This window comes from Virgibacillus tibetensis (genome assembly GCF_036026595.1).
GTDB classification, from domain to species: Bacteria; Bacillota; Bacilli; order Bacillales; family Amphibacillaceae; genus Virgibacillus_P; species Virgibacillus_P tibetensis.
The window spans coordinates 28,666-51,973 of sequence record NZ_JARZFX010000016.1 but is presented as its reverse complement, the minus strand read 5'-3'; the positions used below and the strand labels follow the sequence as shown (position 1 = coordinate 51,973).

Sequence of the window (23,308 nt, the reverse complement as noted above, 5' to 3'; positions counted from 1 at the left end):
TCAGATCTTATATTGACTAAGAGGAAGCGCTTACGGTATAATGTGTTAAAGTGACTGCACTGTAGTCAGGGGGGCATACTTGGTGAATGTCAAGCAGTTAGAGACAGATAATAAAAGCTTAAAAATGCTTGATGATGACGAGATATTACAGTTGACTCATCAAGGGGATAGTCATGCGCTTGACTATTTAATACATAAGTACCGTAATTTTGTCCGAGCCAAAGCACGCACCTATTTCTTAATTGGTGCAGATAAAGAGGATATTATACAAGAAGGAATGATTGGACTCTACAAGGCGATACGTGATTATGACGGGGACAAGCTGTCTTCATTCAAGGCATTTGCTGAACTGTGTGTCACCCGGCAGATAATCACTGCAATTAAAACCGCAACAAGGCAAAAGCATATTCCACTGAACTCATATGTATCATTGGATAAGCCAATCTATGATGAAGAATCAGACCGCACATTGCTGGATGTTATTGCTGGATCAAAAGCAATTGACCCGCAAGATTTACTTGTAAACAGGGAAAATTTCGGAGATATGGAAACGAAATTATCGGAATTATTAAGCGAGTTAGAAAAGGAAGTACTGCATTTATACTTAGATGGACGTACCTACCAGGAAATTTCCATAGAGTTAAAGCGGCATGTTAAATCCATTGATAATGCACTCCAGCGTGTTAAACGGAAATTAGAACAAGTAATGGAAGCTAACGGAGTAAACTTCTAAAGGAATAACCCCGGAACACATGGAAGAAGCGTTGACAGGTACGTGTAACCATGCTACATTAAAAGTAATAAAAACCCTACGGTATGGGGTGATAGAATGAGTAAAAAGGTATCCTTAGCGTGTTCAAGTTGTTCAAGCAGAAATTACACAACCAGCAAGAATGTATCCACACAACCTACGCGCTTGGAAGTAAATAAATATTGTAAAGTATGTGGGAAACATACCTTACACCGCGAAACGAAATAATAGAGTAGTATTTTCTGGTAGAGTTTAGGGGGTACAAGCATGTTCAAGTTTCTAAAAGATGTATCAAGAGAAATGAAAAAGGTCACATGGCCTAAAGGGAAAGAATTATCAAGTTACACGATAACTGTTATTGCAACAGTAGCCTTTGTGGCACTCTTTTTCTTTGTAATAGATCTTGGAATTACACAGGTTTTAAACTTGTTTTAAAGGCTTTAGACGATTAAATGAATAATCACGATACAATTATGCTATAATGAGTTTAATATCTTTAAATTTAAAAAAAACCCGGATGACGGGTTTTTTAATATTGGATTAAAATTCTATAGTAATGTAAACAAGTGAAATGAAACTGCAATAAAGGGAGGGAAGGGCAGTTACGTTGTCCTGATTAAATGGAGAAAAACTGGTATGTTGTTCATACGTATTCTGGGTACGAAAATAAAGTGAAGTTAAATTTGGAAAAGCGTGTGGAAACAATGGGGATGGAAGATAAGATTTTTCGTGTCATTGTCCCGGAAGATGAAGAAACTGAAATTAAAAATGGCAAAAAGAAAGTAACTAAGAAAAAATTCTTTCCAGGTTATGTGTTAACAGAAATGATTATGACAGATGATTCCTGGTATGTTGTGAGAAACACGCCTGGAGTGACAGGGTTTGTCGGCTCAAGTGGGTCAGGTTCAAAACCAACGCCTTTGTGGCCGGATGAAATGGATGCCGTATTGAAACGTATGGGTGTGGCGGAATCTGTTGTACAATTTGATTTTGAGTTAAAAGAAAATGTCCGTGTTACAGATGGTCCATTTAATGACTTTACAGGTTCGATTGAGTATATTGATACTGATAAACAAAAAGTAAAGGTACATGTTAATATGTTTGGTAGAGAAACACCTGTTGAGCTCGACTTCTCGCAGATTGAAAAGCTGACATAGTTGCTGAAAAGTAATCGAATGAGGAGATAACAGCAAATAAGGACTTGCATTATTTTAAAATACATGCTAAAATTCTTTTGTTATTCATGTCCTCAAATATAAGGAAAAATGAGTAAATATGAGTGGGAGGGGAAAACCCCTATTACCACATCACGGACTTTAAGGAGGTGTGTCTCGTGGCTAAAAAAGTTATCAAGTTAGTGAAATTACAAATTCCAGCTGGAAAAGCTAATCCGGCACCGCCAGTAGGACCTGCACTAGGTCAAGCGGGTGTTAATATCATGGGATTCTGTAAGGAATTCAACGCACGTACTCAAGATCAAGCGGGTATGATTATCCCTGTTGAAATTACGGTATTTGAAGACCGTTCATTTACATTTATTACAAAAACTCCACCTGCAGCTGTTCTGTTGAAAAAAGAAGCTGGCATCGAAACTGGATCTGGGGAGCCTAACCGTAATAAAGTCGCTACTATTAAACGCGACAAAGTAAGAGAAATCGCAGAAACAAAAATGCCTGATCTAAACGCCGCTGATGTAGATGCAGCGATGCGCATGGTTGAAGGAACTGCACGTAGCATGGGTATCACAATCGAAGACTAATCTTAAAAAGCGGAAGTGACCGTTTTGCGACTAGTCACTGAAGAATTCTAATACGGCATAGGTTGCGATGGCTTGTGCCATGACTCGCAACCTTTTTCGTGAATAGGATAGTACGTTGAGGAAAACCTTTAGATAATTAGTAACCTGTAAGTTTTATAAAAGCTGTCTTGCTTTTATAAGTGGGAGGTATAACCGTTATAACCACAATAGAGGAGGAAATAAAATGGCTAAAAGAGGTAAAAAAATTCAAGAAGCGTTAAAGCTTGTTGACCGCACTAAGTTATATGAAGTAAAAGAAGCTGTTGCTTTAGCAAAAGAAGCTTCTAAAGCGAATTTTGACGAAACAGTTGAAGCTGCGTTCCGCTTAGGGATAGACCCTAAGAAAGCAGATCAGCAAATTCGTGGCGCAATGGTACTGCCACATGGAACGGGTAAAACACAACGTGTCCTTGTATTTGCAAAGGGCGAAAAAGCAAAAGAAGCTGAAGCGGCTGGAGCAGATTATGTGGGAGAGTCAGATTACATTAATAAAATAAACCAAGGATGGTTTGAATTTGATGTGATTGTAGCAACTCCTGATATGATGGCTGAAGTTGGTAAACTTGGTAGAGTACTTGGACCAAAAGGACTAATGCCAAATCCAAAGACAGGAACAGTTACATTTGAAGTAGAAAAAGCTGTTAAAGATATTAAAGCTGGTAAAGTTGAGTATCGTGTAGATAAACAGTCTAACATTCATGTTCCTATTGGAAAGCTTTCATTCGACAACGATAAGCTAATCGAAAACTTTATAGCTCTTACAGAGCAACTTGTGAAAGTTAAACCACAAGCTTCTAAAGGGACATATATGAAGAATGTTTCTATCTCTTCAACAATGGGTCCTGGAATTAAGGTTGACGTATCAGGTTTTCGTAAATAGGCATTGACTTATTTTAAACAATTAGTTATACTAAGTTGCGATATATAAATGAATAAATTGTACCGTAGACAGTAGGGGTGAGTTATCGCTTAATATCCTGCCGAGGTGTTTATAAACAAATTGGATAATCCGTTTTGATTGTCAATTGTTATATTAAGCTCCCATGTCTGCATGGGAGCTTTTCTCATGTCTGGTTATAGTCAGGAAGCTTTCGCTTTCGAACGGTATAATTATGAATGCTAATAGGAGGTGGAACAATGTCTGGTATTATCGAAAAGAAAAAACAGATTGTAGAAGAGATCGCTGAAAAATTCAGCGCAAGTCAAACAGCTGTAGTTGTTGACTATCGAGGACTTGACGTATCCGAAGTTACGGAATTGCGTAAAGAACTTCGCGATGCAGGTATCGATTTCAAAGTCTACAAAAATACAATGGCACGTCGTGCGGTGGAATCTGTCGAGTTAAATGATCTAAGTGAGATACTAGTTGGACCAACGGCTCTTGCATTTAGTAATGATGATGTAGTCGCGCCAGCTAGAATTCTTAATAACTTTGCGAAGAAACATGAGGCATTGGAAATCAAAGGTGGAGTAATTGAAGGTAAGGTAGCATCACTTGAGCAAATCAAGGAACTTGCAGATCTTCCGAATTACGAAGGTATGGTTTCTATGTTGCTTAGTGTACTTCAAGCGCCAGTACGTAACTTTGCTTATGTTACAAAAGCTATTTCAGAACAAAAAGAAGAACAGGGCGCATAGGGTTAACCCAACGTTGCCTAAATTAATTTTAATATAAAATAGGAGGAAATATATCATGACTAAAGAACAAATTATTGATGCAATTAAAGAAATGTCAGTATTAGACTTAAATGATTTAGTAAAAGCAATTGAAGAGGAATTTGGAGTAACAGCTGCAGCTCCAGTCGCAGCAGCAGGTGCTGGTGGCGCAGAAGCTGCTGAAGAACAATCTGAATTTGATGTAGTACTTACGGGTGCTGGACAATCAAAAATCAAAGTTGTTAAAGCAGTACGCGAAATCACAGGACTTGGTCTTAAAGATGCAAAAGACATGGTTGATAACGCACCAAAAGCAATCAAAGAAGCAGTATCAAAAGAAGATGCTGAAGAAGTTAAAGCTAAGCTTGAAGAAGCGGGCGCATCTGTAGAAGTTAAGTAATTTCATCAAAAGAGCTCGTCGTAACAATTTGATACGACGGGCTTTCTATATATCAATAAATATGACTGACGCAAACGGACTCCCTTTTTAAATTTTCTAGGGGGATACCATTGCTTTAATTTTTTGCTTGCGCTTTTCATATCTTCTTAATTATATTAAAAAGTAGGTGCCAAATGTCTGAGCATTACTTTTCGAAAAAACCTCAATCAAAAAGTTCACCAAAGACATGGAAATACCAGTTAAGAGAAAAAGAATATACGTTTACCAGTGATGTCGGTGTGTTCTCGAAAAACGAAGTGGATTTCGGGACCAAGTTGTTAATTGAACAATTTAAGGAACCGGCTATTCCAGGAGATGTTTTAGACCTTGGTTGTGGCTATGGGCCTATTGGGATTACATTGGCAGATCAACTAAGAGACCGAACGATTTTAATGGCGGACATTAATGAACGGGCGTTAGCGCTTGCGAAACAAAATGCAGCTCATAACCACGTTAAAAATGTTGACTTTGTCTATAGTGACCGGTTTTCAAATTTATTGCATCGTAGATTTGCAGCTATTCTTACAAATCCGCCTATCAGAGCGGGGAAGAAAGTTGTCCACAATATGTTTGAAGAATCAAAAACAGCATTATCTGAACAAGGTGAGCTGTGGGTTGTTATTCAAAGGAAACAAGGTGCACCTTCGGCAATACAGAAGTTGGAAGAATTATTCGGTGAAGTAGAAGTAGTAACAAAGTATAAAGGTTATTTTATTTTGCGGGCCCGTAATATTTGACCCGAAAATATTCTTGTGATAAGATAGGAAAATGCTAACATGGGGATTCTTCTGTCAAGAGGAATTTTTATGAAATTTGAAACGTATATTTCGTTGGCGAACGGAGACACTGATAAAATCGAGAAAATTTAAAGACCGGGTTTTTAATAAAAAAGCCTTTTTTCTATTTCTTTTCAAAACTTTGTCAGCGTCATATAGTTGATTTCTTGCCAATCTAATATAGGTGGAATTGGCTTGTGATAACTTCTTATTGCAAGTTTGTTCAGCATGTTTTATCAGACTGTTGAACCACATATGGTAGGATGCGGAAAACAAAACTGAAATCAGGTATTTCAGTACGTTTTTCTAAATATAATAACCATTTTAAGTAGATAATAATCTGCTTTAAAATGCTTGATTTAAGGGGTGAAGCAGTTGACAGGTCAACTAGTTCAGTATGGACGGCACCGCCAACGCAGGAGCTACGCGCGTATTAGTGAGGTATTAGAGTTGCCAAATCTAATCGAAATTCAAACAGCTTCTTATAATTGGTTCTTAGAAGAAGGTTTGAGGGAAATGTTTAAAGATATTTCTCCTATTGAAGACTTTACAGGGAACTTATCACTAGAGTTTATAGATTATAGTTTAAGTGACCCTAAATACCCTGTTGAGGAATCAAAGGAAAGGGATGTCACGTATAATGCTCCACTTCGCGTGAAGGTTCGTTTAATTAATAATGAAACCGGCGAGGTAAAAGAACAAGAAGTGTTTATGGGAGATTTCCCACTGATGACAGATACTGGAACATTTGTGATTAATGGAGCAGAACGAGTTATTGTATCACAGCTCGTGCGTTCACCGAGTGTCTATTATAATGAAAAAATCGATAAAAATGGAAAACGAGGCGTGGCTGCTACTGTAATTCCAAACCGCGGTGCGTGGCTGGAATTTGAGACAGATGCCAAAGATGTCGCATATGTCCGCATTGATCGAACTCGAAAATTGCCAATAACCGTGTTGTTGCGGGCCCTTGGTTTTAGTACAGATCAGGAAATCATTGATATCTTAGGAGACAATGAGTACCTGAAGAATACACTTGAGAAAGATAACACTGAAACAACTGAAAAGGCATTATTGGAAATCTATGAGCGTCTGCGTCCGGGTGAACCACCTACCGTAGAGAATGCAAAGAGTTTACTTGTATCACGCTTTTTTGATCCAAAACGATACGATCTTGCGCATGTAGGTCGTTATAAAATGAACAAAAAATTACACATAAAAAATCGTTTATTTAATCAAGTGTTGGCAGAAACAGTTGTCGACCAGGAAACTGGTGAAGTTTTAGCTCAAAAGGGTGACAAACTAGAGCGTAAACTATTAAATAAACTTATTCCATATCTGGAAAATCAAGAAACAAGACTTGGAGAGAAAATTGTAAAGCCTCAAGAGGGTGTTCTGAATGATGAGATTACTCTTCAATCGATTAAAGTTTTAGACCCAACTGACCCAAGTGGTGAGAGAGAGCTAAACATTATTGGGAATGGACATGTCGAATCAACAATTAAAAACATAACACCAGCAGATATTTTATCAGCAATAAGTTATTTCTTTAATTTACTCCATCATGTTGGCGATACAGATGATATTGACCACTTAGGTAATCGTCGGCTTCGTTCAGTTGGAGAATTGCTGCAAAATCAATTTCGTATTGGTTTGTCGCGCATGGAACGCGTAGTGCGTGAAAGGATGTCAATACAGGATACATCAAGTATTACACCACAGCAGTTGATCAATATCAGACCTGTAATTGCTTCTATTAAAGAATTCTTTGGTAGTTCCCAATTATCCCAGTTTATGGACCAAACAAATCCCTTGGCAGAACTTACGCATAAACGTCGTTTATCTGCATTGGGACCTGGTGGATTAACGCGAGAACGTGCAGGGTTTGAAGTTCGGGATGTTCATTATTCCCACTACGGCCGCATGTGCCCGATTGAAACTCCAGAGGGACCGAACATCGGGTTAATTAACTCCTTGTCAAGTTATGCAAAAGTAAATAAATTTGGTTTTATTGAGACACCTTATCGCAGAGTTGATCCGGACTCAGGGAAAGTAACGGCTCAAATTGATTACTTAACAGCAGATGAAGAAGATAACTATGTTGTTGCCCAGGCAAATGCCAAGTTGGGAGACGACGGTAACTTTGTTGATGATGAAGTTATTGCGCGTTTTCGAGGGGAAAACACGATTGTTCCACGTGATCAGATTGATTATATGGATGTTTCTCCAAAACAGGTTGTGTCTGCTGCAACAGCATGTATTCCATTCTTGGAAAACGATGACTCAAACCGTGCCTTGATGGGTGCGAACATGCAACGTCAAGCTGTTCCATTAATGAATCCAGAGGCACCAATTGTAGGTACTGGTATGGAATATGTTAATGGGAAGGATTCGGGAGCTGCTATTATCTGTCGCAATGATGGTGTAATAGAGCGAGTCGAAGCAAAAGAAATACTCGTACGACGCATTTCTGAAGTAGACGGTAAAGAAGTCGAAGGTGATTTGGACCGGTATAAACTGCAAAAGTATATCCGTTCAAACCAAGGGACTTGTTACAACCAGCGCCCGATCATAGCAGAAGGCGACCGTGTTACTAAAGGCGAGATACTTGCTGACGGACCTTCTATGGAAGACGGAGAACTTGCGTTAGGACGTAACGTTCTTGTTGGCTTCATGACATGGGAAGGCTTCAACTATGAAGATGCGATTATTATGAGTGAACGACTTGTTAAAGATGATGTTTATACATCTATTCATATTGAAGAATACGAGTCAGAAGCTCGCGATACAAAGCTTGGACCCGAGGAAATTACAAGAGATATCCCTAATGTAGGTGAAGAAGCACTGAAAAATCTTAATGAGCATGGAATTATCCGTGTTGGTGCAGAAGTTACAGATGGAGATATCTTAGTTGGTAAAGTAACTCCTAAAGGTGTAACAGAATTATCTGCTGAAGAGCGATTATTGCATGCCATTTTTGGTGAAAAAGCCCGTGAAGTACGTGACACGTCACTTCGTGTGCCGCATGGCGCAGGTGGGATTGTCTTAGATGTTAAGATATTCAACCGTGAAGACGGTGATGAACTGTCTCCTGGTGTGAATCAATTGGTTCGTGCGTATATTGTTCAAAAGCGTAAGATACACGAAGGCGATAAGATGGCGGGACGTCATGGTAACAAAGGGGTAATATCCAAACTATTGCCTGAAGAAGATATGCCATTTTTGCCAGACGGTACGCCAATTGATATTATGTTGAACCCACTAGGTGTTCCATCACGTATGAATATCGGACAGGTATTTGAATTACATCTGGGTATGGCTGCAAGAGAGCTGGGCATTCACGTTGCTTCACCAGTTTTTGATGGAGCTACAGAGGATGATGTTTGGGACACACTGGAAGAGGCAGGAATGCCGAAAGATGCTAAGTCCATTCTTTATGATGGAAGAAGCGGAGAACCATTTGATAACCGTGTGTCTGTGGGTGTAGCTTATATGATTAAACTTGCACACATGGTTGACGATAAGTTACATGCACGTTCTACTGGTCCTTACTCACTTGTTACGCAACAACCGCTGGGTGGTAAAGCTCAATTTGGTGGTCAGCGCTTTGGAGAAATGGAAGTTTGGGCACTGGAAGCATACGGGGCTGCATACACACTGCAAGAAATATTAACTGTGAAATCAGATGATATTGTCGGCCGTGTTAAAACGTATGAAGCCATCGTTAAAGGTGAAAACGTACCGGAGCCTGGAGTTCCGGAGTCATTTAAAGTGCTTATTAAAGAACTTCAGAGTCTTGGTATGGATGTTAAGATGCTCTCAAGTGATGAACAGGAAATTGATATGCGTGAACTAGAAGAGGAAGAGACACAGGCAGCAAGTAAGCTCAATTTAGAAGTAGAAGGAATTTAATAAGTTTGGAAAGTTGATCCTATGACGGATCAACTTATCCATCTTTTTATAGAAATACTGTCGATCAAAACTTGTGGTCAAATCGGACACTAAAAGGGAGGTAGCCCCTTGCTAGATGTAAATAACTTTGAGTATATGAAAATCGGTTTAGCTTCTCCTGAGAAGATTCGCTCTTGGTCATACGGTGAGGTAAAAAAACCAGAAACAATTAATTATCGTACATTAAAGCCAGAAAAAGATGGCTTGTTCTGTGAAAGAATATTTGGACCGCAAAAAGACTGGGAATGTCATTGCGGAAAATACAAACGTGTACGTTATAAAGGTGTTGTATGTGATCGTTGTGGTGTCGAGGTTACCAAAGCCAAAGTACGTCGTGAACGTATGGGTCACCTTGAACTAGCAGCGCCAGTTTCGCATATTTGGTACTTTAAAGGTATCCCCAGTCGTATGGGCCTTGCACTGGATATGTCTCCACGTGCCTTGGAAGAGGTTATTTATTTCGCAGCTTATATTGTTACAGATCCTGGCAATACGCCTTTGGAGAAGAAACAGTTATTATCTGAGAAGGAATACAGAGCATATTATGACAAATACGGAAAGACTTTCAAAGCTCAAATGGGAGCAGAAGCAATTCGTAAACTTCTTTTAGACATTAATCTCGAAAAAGAAGCTGACATATTAAGGGAAGACCTTAAAACAGTGCAAGGGCAAAGAAGAACACGAGCAATCAAGCGCTTAGAAGTGTTGGAAGCGTTCCGTCATTCAGGAAACGATACGTCGTGGATGATCCTTGATGTGTTACCAGTAATTCCGCCAGAAATCCGCCCAATGGTGCAGTTGGATGGTGGACGATTTGCAACTTCTGATTTGAATGATCTGTATCGTCGTGTTATTAACCGTAATAATCGCTTGAAGCGCTTATTGGATCTCGGTGCACCAAGCATAATTGTTCAAAATGAAAAAAGAATGCTGCAGGAAGCTGTGGATGCTTTAATCGATAATGGTCGTCGCGGACGTCCGGTTACTGGACCTGGTAATAGACCATTAAAATCCCTGTCCCATATGTTAAAAGGAAAACAAGGCCGTTTCCGCCAAAACTTACTCGGAAAAAGGGTAGACTACTCTGGTCGTTCCGTTATTGTCGTTGGACCCAACCTGAAAATGTATCAGTGCGGTCTGCCGAAAGAAATGGCATTGGAGTTATTCAAACCATTTATTATGAAAGAGTTAGTGGCTAAAGGTATTGCTCATAATATTAAGTCGGCCAAACGTAAAATTGAACGAGTACACCCTGACGTTTGGGATGTGTTGGAAGAGGTAATCAAGGAACATCCTGTTCTGCTTAACCGTGCACCAACCCTTCACAGACTAGGTATTCAAGCATTTGAACCGACATTGGTTGAAGGTCGTGCGATTCGTCTGCACCCATTAGTTTGTACGGCGTATAACGCTGACTTTGATGGTGACCAAATGGCAGTTCACGTACCACTATCAGCCGAAGCGCAAGCAGAAGCACGAATTCTAATGCTTGCAGCTCAAAATATTTTGAATCCAAAAGACGGTAAGCCAGTAGTGACACCTTCTCAGGATATGGTATTAGGAAACTATTACCTAACACTGGAACGAGAAGATGCAGTAGGTGAAGGCTCGGTGTTTAAGGATCTTAACGAAGCGATACTTTCATATCAGAACGGTTACGTACACTTGCACACGAGAGTTGCAGTGCAAGCATCTGGTTTGAAAAACAAAACATTTACGGAAAAACAAAATAATCAATTGCTGATAACTTCAGTAGGTAAACTTATTTTTAATGAGATATTACCAGAATCGTTCCCTTATATAAACGAACCTACGAAAAGTAATCTGGAGATTAAGACACCAGAGAATTATTTTGTAGAAAATGGAGCGAACATAAGAGAAGAAATTAAATCACGTGATATTATTAATCCGTTTAAGAAAGGCTTCTTAGGGGATATTATTGCGGAAGTATTTAAACGATTCAAAATTAGCGAAACGTCAAAAATGCTTGATCGCATGAAGGACCTTGGCTTCAGCTATTCAACTAAGGCAGGTATGACAGTTGGTATCTCAGATATCGTTGTACTAGCAGAGAAGAAGGAAGTTCTGGAAGAAGCCCAAATTAAAGTGGATAATGTACTGAAGCAATTCCGCCGTGGTCTGATAACGGATGAAGAAAGATATGACAGGGTTATTGCTATATGGTCTAAGGCTAAGGATACAATCCAAGAAAAGCTAATGAAATCGTTGAGTAACCGAAACCCTATCTTTATGATGAGCGACTCTGGAGCAAGGGGTAACGCGTCCAACTTCACCCAGCTTGCAGGTATGCGTGGTCTGATGGCCAACCCGGCAGGTAAGATTATCGAACTTCCGATTAAATCAAGCTTCCGAGAAGGGTTAACAGTTCTTGAGTACTTTATATCAACGCATGGTGCACGTAAAGGTCTTGCGGATACAGCATTGAAAACTGCTGACTCTGGTTACTTAACCCGCCGACTAGTTGATGTTGCACAGGATGTTATCGTTCGCGACGATGACTGTGGAACGGATCGAGGCTTAAGTGTATCTGCATTAGTAGATGGAACAGAAATAATTGAACCACTTATCGATCGTTTAATTGGCCGTACAGCCTTTCTTGCTGCAGTACACCCTGAGACAAATGAAGTTATTGTTGAGAGTGATTCTTTAATTTCCGAGGATCAAGCTAAGCAAATTGTCGAAGCTGGTATTGAATCAGTGACTATACGTACTGTGTTTACATGTAATACTAACCATGGTGTCTGCAAGAAGTGTTATGGTCGTAACCTTGCAACAGGCGCGGATGTAGAAGTTGGTGAAGCAGTTGGTATTATTGCCGCACAATCCATTGGAGAACCGGGTACACAGTTAACAATGCGTACATTCCATACTGGTGGAGTTGCCGGGGATGATATTACCCAAGGTTTACCTCGTATTCAAGAGTTATTTGAAGCACGTAATCCAAAAGGTCAGGCTGTTATCAGTGAAGTCCTTGGTACAGTTCATGAAATCAAAGAAGTTAAGGATAAGCAGGAAATCATTGTGCAAAGTGATGTCGAACAGCGTGCTTATGCAGTCCCTTACAATGCACGCATGAAGGTATCTGTAGGTGATGAAGTAATCGCCGGGCAGGAACTGACGGAAGGTTCTGTTGATCCAAAAGACTTGTTACGCGTAAGAGGTGTTGAGGGCGTACAGGATTACCTGTTACGTGAAGTTCAACGCGTTTATCGTATGCAGGGTGTTGAAATTGGCGATAAGCACGTCGAGGTCATGGTACGACAAATGCTGCGAAAAATCCGCGTAACTGAATCTGGCGATACAAAAGTACTTCCTGGTTCATTACTTGAGTTGCACCAATTCAAAGACGCAAACCATACAGTCTTAAATGAAGGACGTCAACCAGCTGTCGGGAAACCTGTATTGCTTGGAATCACAAAAGCGTCTCTTGAAACAGATTCATTCTTATCGGCAGCATCCTTCCAAGAAACAACACGTGTTCTAACGGATGCAGCAATTAAAGGTAAACGTGATGAGTTATTAGGTCTGAAAGAGAATGTAATTATCGGTAAACTTGTGCCAGCAGGTACAGGAATGCAACGGTACCGTAACATAAACGCATCTCTGGACAGTCTGGCAGATGTTACAGACGAATCAGAAGAGGTCGAACCAGTTAAATAAAAAAGTGTACTGTTTTAAGGCGCTCATAGAAGTGCAAGCGATAGATAATGCAATTTAAACAAGTGATAAAAATGTTCGGGAGCACCAAAAATATATCTATATATATATTGACATACAAATATGTGGGTGATAGAATATTCAAGGTGCTTCCGATTTATGCTTGTTGCTTTGGAGGATAGAATAAATGTCTTATGAAAAAGTGGCTCAAGTTCAATCACGCATAATTATCGGGACAAAACAAACACTTAAAGCCATGAAAAATGGTGAAGTAAGTGAAGTGTTTATTGCTGATGATGCTGATCAACAAATAACACAAAAAGTAGCTAGTTTAGCAAATGATCTAGCCATACCATGTGAGCATGTAGAGTCTATGGAAAGATTGGGCGCTGCCTGTGGTATAGAGGTTGGAGCATCAACCGTTGCTGTAAAACGACAGTAGTTTTGGCGAACTATTCGCGAAAGCTTTGTTTTTTGCAAAAAGATGAACCACCTGGCTATGTGGTCTTACAATAACCTAAACTATTGGGTGGTTACTAGAACACAATCTGAGATTTAGAAAGGAGGATATTCAATGCCTACAATTAATCAACTAGTACGCAAAGGTCGTATAAATAAACCTAAAAAGTCTGACTCTCCAGCACTTAATAAAGGGTATAACAGTTTCAAAAAGAAACTTACTAACCAAAACTCTCCGCAGAAACGTGGGGTTTGTACTCGTGTTGGTACATTGACACCGAAGAAGCCAAACTCGGCACTTCGTAAATATGCCCGTGTTCGTTTGTCAAACAACATGGAAGTAACAGCATATATCCCTGGAATTGGTCACAACCTACAGGAACATAGTGTTGTACTGCTTCGTGGTGGACGTGTTAAAGACTTACCTGGTGTACGTTATCACATCGTTCGTGGTGCGCTTGACACTGCAGGAGTAGAGGGACGTGCACAAGGACGTTCAAAATACGGAACAAAAAGACCAAAAGCAAAAAAATAAGTAAAATAATAATGATGTGAAAGGAGGAGGACATATGCCACGTAAAGGACCAGTACCTAAACGCGATGTCTTGCCAGATCCACTTTATAATTCAAAATTGGTGACTCGTTTAATTAACCAAATCATGGTAGATGGTAAGCGCGGAATTGCCCAAAAAATTCTTTATAATGCATTTGAGCTTGTAGGACAAAGAAGTGGTGAAAATGCTATGGAAGTTTTTGAACAAGCAATGAAAAACGTTATGCCAGTACTTGAAGTTCGTGCACGCCGTGTTGGTGGTTCAAACTACCAAGTACCGATGGAAGTTCGCCCTGAACGCCGTCAGGCACTAGGCTTGCGTTATATCGTTAACTATTCACGCTTACGCGGTGAAAAGACAATGGAAGAACGTCTTGCTAATGAAATTCTGGATGCTTCTAACAATACAGGAGCTTCTGTCAAGAAACGCGAAGAATTGCATAAAATGGCTGAAGCAAATAAAGCATTTGCTCACTACCGTTGGTAAGATAAATCTAACAAAGCTTTTAAGAGGAAGGAGAAGAATACATGGCTAGAGAGTTCTCCTTGGAAAAGACGCGCAATATTGGTATTATGGCACACATTGATGCAGGTAAGACCACTACTACTGAGCGTATTCTTTTCTACACAGGACGTATTCATAAAATTGGTGAAACACACGAAGGCGCTTCACAGATGGACTGGATGGAACAGGAGCAAGAGCGCGGAATCACAATCACTTCCGCTGCAACTACTGCTGCATGGAAAGAACATCGAATAAATATCATTGATACACCTGGACACGTGGATTTCACAGTAGAGGTTGAACGTTCACTACGAGTGCTTGATGGAGCAGTAACTGTTCTTGATGCGCAATCAGGTGTTGAGCCTCAAACTGAAACAGTGTGGCGTCAAGCTACAACATACGGAGTGCCACGAGTAGTCTTCGTTAATAAAATGGACAAAATTGGTGCAGACTTCCTGTATTCTACAGGAACTCTAAAAGAACGTTTAGGAGCTAACGCACATCCGGTTCAGTTACCTATCGGCGCTGAAGATAACTTCGAAGGTATTATTGACCTAATTAATATGGAAGCACATTTCTATTTAGATGATCTTGGCACAAAAGATGAATCTCGTGAAATTCCTGCAGAATATATGGATAAAGCGAATGAGTTACGCGCAAACCTAATCGAAGCCGTATCCGAACTGGACGAAGACTTGATGATGAAGTTTTTAGAGGGAGAAGAAGTCTCTAACGAAGAACTTAAAGCTGCTGTTCGTCAAGCTACGTTAAATGTGGAACTTTACCCAGTATTCTGTGGTTCAGCTTTTAAAAACAAAGGTGTCCAATTAATACTAGACGGAGTTATTGACTATCTACCTGCTCCAACAGATGTTGCATCTATCGAGGGAATTGTCCCTGGAACAGAAGATAAAGTTGCTCGTCCAGCTGATGATAAAGCACCATTCTCGGCATTAGCGTTTAAAGTAATGACAGATCCATACGTTGGAAAGTTAACATTCTTCCGTGTATATTCTGGAACTTTAGATTCTGGTTCCTATGTGAGAAACTCAGTAAAAGATAAACGTGAACGTGTGGGACGTATCCTGCAAATGCACGCAAACTCCCGCCAGGAAATCTCAACAGTTTATTCTGGTGAAATTGCGGCAGCGGTTGGTTTGAAAGATACTTCAACTGGGGACACACTGTGTGATGAGAAAGAACTTGTTATCTTAGAATCTATGGACTTCCCAGAGCCAGTTATTGGTGTCGCGATTGAGCCAAAAACAAAAGCAGACCAGGATAAAATGGGGATTGCTTTAGCAAAACTTGCAGAAGAAGATCCTACTTTCAGAACAGAAACAAACGTTGAAACAGGTCAAACGATCATTTCTGGTATGGGTGAACTTCACCTTGATATCATTGTTGACCGACTAAAGCGTGAGTTCAAAGTAGAAGCAAATGTTGGTGCTCCGCAAGTTGCGTACCGTGAAACTTTACGCTCATCAGCTGAAGTTGAAGGTAAATTCGTACGTCAATCCGGTGGTCGTGGACAGTATGGTCACGTTTGGGTGAAATTTGAGCCAAACGAAGAAGGTGCAGGCTACGAGTTTGTAAACAAAATCGTTGGTGGTACGGTTCCACGTGAATACATCCCATCTGTTGATGCAGGAATTGCTGAATCAATGGAGAATGGTGTGCTAGCTGGATATCCGTTAATTGATGTAAAAGCAACATTATATGACGGTAGCTATCATGACGTTGACTCGAATGAGATGGCGTTTAAGATTGCTGGATCTATGGCTTTAAAAGCTGCTAAGACCAAATGTAACCCAGTACTTCTAGAGCCAATGATGAAAGTTGAAATCGTTATTCCTGAAGAATACATGGGAGATATCATGGGAGATGTTACATCTCGCCGTGGACGTGTAGAAGGAATGGATTCACGCGGTAACGCTCAAGTAGTTAGAGGTTTTGTGCCTTTAGCTGAAATGTTTGGTTATGCTACGGCATTACGTTCAAACACGCAAGGGCGCGGTGTTTTCACAATGCATTTCGATCATTATGAAGAAGTACCGAAGAGCATTTCTGAAGAAATCATTAAGAAAAACGCTGGTGCATAATTGATTTTTTAGTTATGATCACGTATAACTTTTAATGAAGGCTTAGAAAAACAAATCTATGTTATTTCTAAGTTGAGCATACTATTAAAAAATACTTTTATTTATTTAAAGGAGGAACTATAAATGGGTAAAGAAAAATTTGATCGTTCGAAAAGTCACGTAAACATTGGTACTATTGGACACGTTGACCATGGTAAAACTACATTAACTGCTGCAATTACAACTGTAATGCACAAGAAATCTGGTAAAGGGTCTGCGATGGCTTATGACCAAATTGATGGTGCACCAGAAGAAAAAGAACGCGGTATTACTATCGCAACATCTCACGTAGAATATGAAACAGATACTCGTCACTATGCACACGTTGACTGCCCAGGTCACGCTGACTATGTTAAAAACATGATCACTGGTGCTGCACAAATGGATGGAGCTATTCTAGTAGTATCTGCTGCTGATGGCCCAATGCCACAAACTCGTGAGCACATTCTTCTTTCACGTAACGTAGGAGTGCCTACAATCGTAGTATTCCTTAACAAAACGGACATGGTGGATGATGAAGAATTACTAGAGCTAGTAGAAATGGAAGTTCGCGACCTACTAACTGAATATGATTTCCCTGGTGACGATGTACCAGTAGTTAAAGGTTCAGCTCTTAAAGCTCTTGAAGGCGATGCTGAATACGAAGAAAAAATTGTTGAACTAATGAACGCTGTTGATGAGTATATTCCTACTCCAGAGCGTGATAAAGAAAAACCGTTCATGATGCCAATTGAGGATGTATTCTCAATTACTGGACGTGGTACTGTAGCAACAGGACGTGTTGAGCGTGGAGAAGTTAAAGTACAGGATGATGTAGAAATCATCGGTCTTAACGAAACTGCTACGAAAACAACCGTAACTGGTGTTGAAATGTTCCGTAAGCTTCTTGATTATGCTGAAGCAGGAGATAACATTGGAGCACTACTTCGTGGTGTTGCTCGTGAAGATATTAACCGTGGTCAAGTACTGGCTAAGCCTGGTACAATTACACCACACACTAACTTTAAAGCTGAAGTTTATGTACTATCTAAAGAAGAAGGTGGACGTCATACTCCATTCTTCGCTAACTATCGCCCACAGTTCTACTTCCGTACGACTGACGTAACTGGAGTTGTTCAACTTCCAGAAGGAGTAGAAATGATTATGCCTGGAGATAACATTGAAATCTCTGTAGAATTAATCTCACCAATTGCAATTGAAGACGGTACTCGTTTTTCAATTCGTGAAGGTGGACGTACAGTTGGATCTGGTGTTGTAACTTCAATCCAAAAATAATAATGTAACTAAAAACAGGCAGCGTGACGACGCTGCCTGTTTCCTTTATGATAATAAAATACAATAATAATAGAGCTGTAGAGAATGCAGTAGAATTAGTGCAAAGCGAGATAAGGCTTGCTTCTGTGTACTTCACAGACAAAATAACGCTATTCATTTTCAACATGTGCCGGGTACCGGCAATGATGTAATACACATTAATTTCACTCTTAATATAAAAATTTGCATTATCCCCTTGCATTCACTGGATAATATAAGTATAATATGTAAATGTGCAATCAAGATGTTTACTTTTCTTTCATATACAGAATACAAATCATAGTCGTGAAAGATTAAGAAGAAACAAAGAATACTGCTGTATTTTGGCAGTATATGAGGGTAAAAAAGGGTTGCATCTACCAATTATTTTCTATATAATGAGAATGTTGGTCATTAAAGGCGATGAAACGGAAGGTTGTTGGCACACCCGGCCCCTTTGCCATGGCGGGATGCCGAGATATTTTCGTGGAGAATGTCTATAATAATATGGGCGAAAAGGAGGGAAAATAATGGCAAAAGAAAAGATTAGAATCCGACTAAAAGCATATGATCACCGTATTTTAGATCAGTCTGCTGAGAAAATAGTAGACACGGCGAAACGTTCTGGTGCAAATGTATCTGGACCGATTCCGTTACCTACAGAAAGATCTGTTTACACTGTATTGCGTGCGGTGCACAAATACAAGGATTCACGTGAACAATTCGAAATGCGTACACATAAACGTCTTATCGATATTGTTAACCCAACACCACAAACAGTTGATTCACTAATGCGTCTTGACTTACCATCTGGTGTGGATATAGAAATTAAACTATAAAATTAATGTTTTAATAATAGGAGGTGTAACGGATGACGAAAGGAATCTTAGGTCGTAAAATCGGCATGACTCAGCTATTTTCTGAGACTGGTGAATTAATCCCTGTTACAGTAATTCAGGCTGAGCCAAACGTAGTTCTACAAAAGAGAACATTAGAGAATGATGGTTATGAAGCATTGCAAATCGGTTTTGCTGATGAAAAGGAATCACGTACTAACAAGGCGAAAAAAGGTCATGCTGCAAAAGCAAGCACAGCTCCTAAGCGCTACGTTCGTGAAATCCGTAACGCAGATCTTGACGCACATGAAGTTGGTCAAGAAATCAGCGTTGAAGTTTTTCAAGCCGGAGATAAAATCGATGTAACTGGAATCACAAAAGGGAAAGGTTTCCAAGGGTCTATTAAGCGACACAATCAAAGTCGTGGACCAATGTCCCACGGTTCTCATTTTCATAGATCTCCAGGTTCACTAGGTGCGGTTGACCCTATGCGAGTATTCAAAGGGAAACCACTTCCAGGACAAATGGGTGGCACACAAATAACTATTCAAAATCTTGAAGTAGTTAATGTAGATGCAGAACGTAATATCATTTTAATTAAAGGTAACGTTCCTGGTCCAAAAAAATCATTCGTAAAAATCACGAGTGCAATTAAGTCTAACTAATCATATACACGAAGGGAGGATATGTCATGGCTAAAGTAGCACTATTAAAACAAGATGGTTCTCAAGCTGGAGATGTGGAATTAAATGATTCCGTTTTTGGTATTGAGCCAAACACTCATGTATTACATGAAGCAGTAGTAATGCAACGCGCATCGTTGCGTCAAGGTACACACGCTGTTAAAAACCGTTCGGACGTTCGCGGTGGTGGCCGTAAACCATGGCGCCAAAAAGGAACAGGTCGTGCGCGTCAAGGTACTATTCGAGCTCCACAATGGGTAGGCGGCGGAGTTGTTTTCGGCCCGACACCACGTAGCTACAGCTACAAATTACCAAAGAAAGTACGTCGTTTAGCACTTAAATCTGCACTTTCTTCTAAAGTGAAAGAAGAAAATCTGGTAGTTTTAGAAAGTCTTGCATTTGATGCGCCTAAAACAAAAGACGTAGTGAAAATGCTTGAAGCGCTTAATGTTGATACGAAAGTATTAATTGTTACTGCTGAAAAAGATGAAACAGTGATTCGCTCAGCAAATAATCTTCAATCAGTGAAAGTATTGGCTTTAGATGAAATAAATGTACTAGACTTGCTTATGCATGACAAGCTGATCGTAACGAAGGATGCAGCTGAAAAAGCAGGGGAGGTGCTTGCATAATGAAAGATCCACGTGATATTATTAAGCGCCCTGTCATAACTGAGAATTCAGCTGACTTAATGGCAGAGAAAAAATATACGTTTGAAGTAAGTACAAAAGCAAATAGAACTGAAATTAAAGACGCAATCGAGTTGGTCTTTGGTGTTAAAGTTTTAAAAGTAAACACAATGAATATAAAAGGTAAGTTTAAGCGAATGGGTCGTTATGGTGGATATCGCTCAGATCGCAAAAAAGCTATCGTACAACTTTCTGAGGACAGTAAAGATCTAGACTTCTTTGAAGGTTAATAACGAGAAATTCGTGAAGGAGGGAAAACAAGATGGCGATTAAAAAATACAAACCAACATCAGGTGGTAGACGTAATATGTCTGTATCTGACTTTGCGGAGATCACGACAGATACTCCAGAGAAATCCCTGCTAAGCCCTTTATTTAGCCGAGGCGGACGTAACAACCAAGGGAAATTGACTGTTCGTCATCAAGGTGGCGGTCATAAGCGTCAATACCGCATTATCGACTTTAAACGTGATAAAGATGGTATACCAGGACGCGTTGCTACGGTCGAATACGATCCAAACCGTTCAGCAAACATCGCATTGATTAATTATGTTGATGGGGAAAAGCGCTACATTTTAGCTCCAAAAGGACTTAAAGTCGGTCAAATGATCGAATCTGGAGTAAATGCAGACATTAAGGCAGGAAATGCACTTCCACTTGCTAACATTCCAGTAGGTACAATCATTCACAACGTAGAATTAAAACCAGGACGTGGTGGACAGCTTGCTCGTTCAGCGGGTGCTGAAGCACAAATTCTTGGTCGTGAAGATAAGTACACACTAGTACGTTTAGCTTCAGGAGAAGTACGTTTAATATTAACTACTTGCCGCGCTACAGTTGGTCAAGTTGGTAACATTGAGCATGAACTTATTCGTATTGGTAAAGCAGGACGTTCTCGTTGGTTAGGCAAACGCCCAACTGTTCGTGGTTCTGTTATGAACCCTAACGATCACCCACACGGTGGTGGTGAAGGACGCGCTCCAATCGGACGTAAATCACCAATGTCACCTTGGGGTAAACCTACTCTTGGTTACAAAACGCGTAAACGTAACAAGCCAACAGATAAGTATATTGTTCGTAAGCGTAAAAAATAAACTAAAGTAGTGGACGGGAAATAAGACCCGTCTCTCAATTGCGAAAGGAGGTTTATCCATGGGTCGTAGCTTAAAAAAAGGACCTTTTGCAGATGACCATCTATTGTCAAAGATCGAGAAATTAAACGAAACTGATAAGAAGCAAGTTGTTAAAACTTGGTCTCGTCGTTCAACTATTTTCCCTACTTTTATTGGTCATACTGTTGCTGTATATGATGGACGTAAACACGTACCTGTTTACATTACAGAGGACATGGTCGGACATAAATTAGGTGAATTCGCGCCAACTCGTACGTACAGGGGACATTCTGGCGATGATAAGAAAACAAAACGGTAAATGAGAGGAGGCACTCAACATGCAAGCAAAAGCCATTGCAAAATCGGTCCGTATTGCTCCTCGTAAAGTACGTTTAGTCGTTGATCTAATTCGAGGAAAAAACGTTGGTGAAGCAGTCGCGATCCTACGTCATACACAACGCGGTGCTTCTCCAGTCGTAGAGAAAGTTTTGATGTCTGCAATTGCAAACGCAGAACACAACTACGAAATGGACCCAGATAATCTAATGATATCTGAAGCATATGTTAATGAAGGTGCTACAATGAAACGTTTTCGTCCACGTGCACAAGGACGTGCAAGCAAAATCAATAAACGCACAAGTCACGTTACAGTAGTTGTAACAGAAAAGAAGGAGGGATAGTCAGTGGGACAAAAAGTAAATCCAACAGGTCTTCGCATAGGTATCATTAAAGACTGGGAGTCAAAATGGTATGCAGGCAAAGACTATGCAGACTTACTACATGAGGATATTAAGATCAGAGAATATCTTGAAAACCGCTTACGTATTGCTGCTGTTTCTTCTATCGAAATCGAGCGTGCAGCAAACCGTGTAAACATTACAATTCATACTGGTAAACCTGGTATGGTTATTGGTAAAGGCGGATCCGAAGTAGAAGCTCTACGTAAATCATTAAATAGCTTAACTGGCAAGCGTGTTCACATTAATATTGTTGAAATCAAGAAAGTAGATCTTGATGCAACATTAGTTGCTGACAATATTGCTCGTCAATTAGAAAACCGTATCTCATTCCGTCGTGCACAGAAGCAAGCCATTCAACGTGCAATGCGTGGAGGAGCTAAAGGTATTAAAACACAGGTTTCCGGACGTCTTGGTGGCGCAGATATCGCCCGTGCGGAACATTATAGTGAAGGTACAGTACCACTACACACATTACGTGCTGATATTAACTACGGTACAGCAGAAGCTGATACTACTTATGGTAAATTAGGTGTTAAAGTGTGGATCTATCGTGGAGAAGTCCTTCCAACTAAATCAAACAAATAAGGAAGGGGGCAATGCATTATGTTAATGCCTAAACGCGTGAAATATCGCAGACAACATCGTGGTAAAATGAGAGGCCAAGCAAAAGGCGGTACAACAGTAGCTTTTGGTGAATATGGTCTGCAAGCAACGGAGGCTTCTTGGATTACAAGTCGTCAAATTGAGGCAGCTCGTATTGCAATGACTCGTTACATGAAACGTGGCGGTAAAGTTTGGATCAAGATCTTTCCTGACAAACCATATACAGCAAAACCCCTAGAAGTTCGTATGGGTTCTGGTAAAGGTGCTCCTGAAGGATGGGTAGCAGTAGTAAAACCAGGGAAAATTATGTTTGAAATCGCAGGTGTGCCAGAAGAAGTTGCACGTGAAGCGTTACGTCTTGCTTCTCACAAGCTTCCGATTAAAACTAAGTTCGTAAAACGTGAAGAAATTGGTGGTGAAATCAATGAAGGCTAATGAAATCAGAGAACTAACCACTGCCGAAATTGAACAAAAGGTTAAGACGTTAAAAGAAGAACTATTTAATTTACGTTTCCAACTTGCAACTGGCCAATTGGAAAACACAGCACGAATTCGTGAAGTAAGAAAGGCTATTGCACGTTTGAAAACGGTAGTTCGTCAACGTGAACTAAGCGTAAATAACTAGAATCCCGAGAGGAGGTTAGCC

26 protein-coding genes and 1 other annotated feature are annotated in these 23,308 nt (G+C 40.1%); all 26 genes read left to right on the top strand.

The features are described 5' to 3' along the window. Positions 1-82: 82 nt before the first annotated feature. The 26 genes from sigH to rpmC all read left to right on the top strand — a co-directional run bounded on the left by sigH (position 83) and on the right by rpmC (position 23,287). A complete protein-coding gene (gene sigH / locus QGM71_RS18955; protein WP_327609152.1) occupies positions 83-733 on the top strand; it encodes an RNA polymerase sporulation sigma factor SigH in 651 nt (216 codons plus the stop codon). A gap of 96 nt (positions 734-829) precedes the next feature. Then, positions 830-979 carry a 50S ribosomal protein L33 gene (gene rpmG, locus QGM71_RS18950; protein WP_327609138.1) on the top strand — a complete coding sequence of 50 codons (150 nt, stop codon included), beginning with the start codon at positions 830-832 and terminating at the stop codon, positions 977-979. A 39-nt stretch (positions 980-1,018) separates the two neighbouring features. Continuing rightward, positions 1,019-1,186: a preprotein translocase subunit SecE gene (gene secE, locus QGM71_RS18945; RefSeq protein WP_327609137.1), complete on the top strand. Its 168-nt coding sequence runs from the start codon at positions 1,019-1,021 to the stop codon at positions 1,184-1,186. Positions 1,187-1,371: 185 nt separating this feature from the next. Next, positions 1,372-1,908 carry a transcription termination/antitermination protein NusG gene (gene nusG, locus QGM71_RS18940; protein WP_327609136.1) on the top strand — a complete coding sequence of 179 codons (537 nt, stop codon included), beginning with the start codon at positions 1,372-1,374 and terminating at the stop codon, positions 1,906-1,908. 176 nt (positions 1,909-2,084) lie between these two features. Then, positions 2,085-2,510: a 50S ribosomal protein L11 gene (rplK, locus tag QGM71_RS18935; RefSeq protein ID WP_327609135.1), complete on the top strand. Its 426-nt coding sequence runs from the start codon at positions 2,085-2,087 to the stop codon at positions 2,508-2,510. A 223-nt stretch (positions 2,511-2,733) separates the two neighbouring features. Further along, entirely contained in the window at positions 2,734-3,429 is a 696-nt protein-coding gene (rplA, locus tag QGM71_RS18930; protein WP_327609134.1) for a 50S ribosomal protein L1, read from the top strand. A 44-nt stretch (positions 3,430-3,473) separates the two neighbouring features. After that, positions 3,474-3,623: a sequence feature (ribosomal protein L10 leader region), on the top strand. Between the two features lie 63 nt (positions 3,624-3,686). Beyond that, positions 3,687-4,187 (top strand): 50S ribosomal protein L10, encoded by a 501-nt coding sequence (gene rplJ / locus QGM71_RS18925; RefSeq protein WP_327609133.1) that lies wholly within the window; start codon positions 3,687-3,689, stop codon positions 4,185-4,187. A gap of 55 nt (positions 4,188-4,242) precedes the next feature. Beyond that, entirely contained in the window at positions 4,243-4,605 is a 363-nt protein-coding gene (gene rplL, locus QGM71_RS18920) for a 50S ribosomal protein L7/L12 (RefSeq protein ID WP_327609132.1), read from the top strand. 173 nt (positions 4,606-4,778) lie between these two features. Continuing rightward, entirely contained in the window at positions 4,779-5,381 is a 603-nt protein-coding gene (locus QGM71_RS18915) for a class I SAM-dependent methyltransferase (protein ID WP_327609131.1), read from the top strand. A gap of 414 nt (positions 5,382-5,795) precedes the next feature. Continuing rightward, positions 5,796-9,332 carry a DNA-directed RNA polymerase subunit beta gene (gene rpoB / locus QGM71_RS18910; RefSeq protein ID WP_327609130.1) on the top strand — a complete coding sequence of 1,179 codons (3,537 nt, stop codon included), beginning with the start codon at positions 5,796-5,798 and terminating at the stop codon, positions 9,330-9,332. 108 nt (positions 9,333-9,440) lie between these two features. Beyond that, a complete protein-coding gene (rpoC, locus tag QGM71_RS18905) occupies positions 9,441-13,052 on the top strand; it encodes a DNA-directed RNA polymerase subunit beta' (protein ID WP_327609129.1) in 3,612 nt (1,203 codons plus the stop codon). Positions 13,053-13,236: 184 nt separating this feature from the next. Further along, a complete protein-coding gene (locus QGM71_RS18900; protein ID WP_327609128.1) occupies positions 13,237-13,491 on the top strand; it encodes a 50S ribosomal protein L7ae-like protein in 255 nt (84 codons plus the stop codon). Between the two features lie 132 nt (positions 13,492-13,623). After that, on the top strand, positions 13,624-14,043 hold the full coding sequence (gene rpsL, locus QGM71_RS18895; RefSeq protein WP_327609127.1) for a 30S ribosomal protein S12: 420 nt from the start codon (positions 13,624-13,626) through the stop codon (positions 14,041-14,043). A gap of 34 nt (positions 14,044-14,077) precedes the next feature. Then, positions 14,078-14,548 (top strand): 30S ribosomal protein S7, encoded by a 471-nt coding sequence (gene rpsG, locus QGM71_RS18890; protein ID WP_327609126.1) that lies wholly within the window; start codon positions 14,078-14,080, stop codon positions 14,546-14,548. 41 nt (positions 14,549-14,589) lie between these two features. After that, positions 14,590-16,668 (top strand): elongation factor G, encoded by a 2,079-nt coding sequence (fusA, locus tag QGM71_RS18885; protein WP_327609125.1) that lies wholly within the window; start codon positions 14,590-14,592, stop codon positions 16,666-16,668. 123 nt (positions 16,669-16,791) lie between these two features. Beyond that, positions 16,792-17,982, top strand: coding sequence for an elongation factor Tu (gene tuf / locus QGM71_RS18880; protein WP_327609124.1), 1,191 nt, complete (start codon positions 16,792-16,794; stop codon positions 17,980-17,982). A gap of 548 nt (positions 17,983-18,530) precedes the next feature. After that, the gene (rpsJ, locus tag QGM71_RS18875; protein WP_019375535.1) at positions 18,531-18,839 is read left to right on the top strand and encodes a 30S ribosomal protein S10; all 309 of its coding nucleotides are present in this window, start codon (positions 18,531-18,533) and stop codon (positions 18,837-18,839) included. Between the two features lie 32 nt (positions 18,840-18,871). Then, on the top strand, positions 18,872-19,501 hold the full coding sequence (rplC, locus tag QGM71_RS18870; RefSeq protein ID WP_327609123.1) for a 50S ribosomal protein L3: 630 nt from the start codon (positions 18,872-18,874) through the stop codon (positions 19,499-19,501). 26 nt (positions 19,502-19,527) lie between these two features. Further along, the gene (gene rplD, locus QGM71_RS18865) at positions 19,528-20,151 is read left to right on the top strand and encodes a 50S ribosomal protein L4 (protein ID WP_327609122.1); all 624 of its coding nucleotides are present in this window, start codon (positions 19,528-19,530) and stop codon (positions 20,149-20,151) included. Next, on the top strand, positions 20,151-20,438 hold the full coding sequence (rplW, locus tag QGM71_RS18860; RefSeq protein WP_327609121.1) for a 50S ribosomal protein L23: 288 nt from the start codon (positions 20,151-20,153) through the stop codon (positions 20,436-20,438). The genes rplD and rplW overlap by 1 nt, the downstream gene beginning before the upstream one ends. Before the next feature lie 32 nt (positions 20,439-20,470). Further along, the gene (rplB, locus tag QGM71_RS18855; RefSeq protein ID WP_327609120.1) at positions 20,471-21,301 is read left to right on the top strand and encodes a 50S ribosomal protein L2; all 831 of its coding nucleotides are present in this window, start codon (positions 20,471-20,473) and stop codon (positions 21,299-21,301) included. A gap of 58 nt (positions 21,302-21,359) precedes the next feature. Beyond that, positions 21,360-21,638 carry a 30S ribosomal protein S19 gene (gene rpsS / locus QGM71_RS18850; RefSeq protein WP_327609119.1) on the top strand — a complete coding sequence of 93 codons (279 nt, stop codon included), beginning with the start codon at positions 21,360-21,362 and terminating at the stop codon, positions 21,636-21,638. A gap of 19 nt (positions 21,639-21,657) precedes the next feature. Beyond that, entirely contained in the window at positions 21,658-21,999 is a 342-nt protein-coding gene (gene rplV, locus QGM71_RS18845; RefSeq protein WP_327609118.1) for a 50S ribosomal protein L22, read from the top strand. 3 nt (positions 22,000-22,002) lie between these two features. Next, positions 22,003-22,644, top strand: coding sequence for a 30S ribosomal protein S3 (rpsC, locus tag QGM71_RS18840; RefSeq protein ID WP_327609117.1), 642 nt, complete (start codon positions 22,003-22,005; stop codon positions 22,642-22,644). A gap of 18 nt (positions 22,645-22,662) precedes the next feature. Beyond that, a complete protein-coding gene (gene rplP / locus QGM71_RS18835; RefSeq protein ID WP_327609116.1) occupies positions 22,663-23,097 on the top strand; it encodes a 50S ribosomal protein L16 in 435 nt (144 codons plus the stop codon). Then, complete coding sequence (gene rpmC / locus QGM71_RS18830; protein ID WP_327609115.1) at positions 23,087-23,287, top strand: 50S ribosomal protein L29; 201 nt, start codon at positions 23,087-23,089, stop codon at positions 23,285-23,287. Before rplP ends, rpmC begins: the two co-directional genes overlap by 11 nt. Positions 23,288-23,308: the final 21 nt, after the last annotated feature.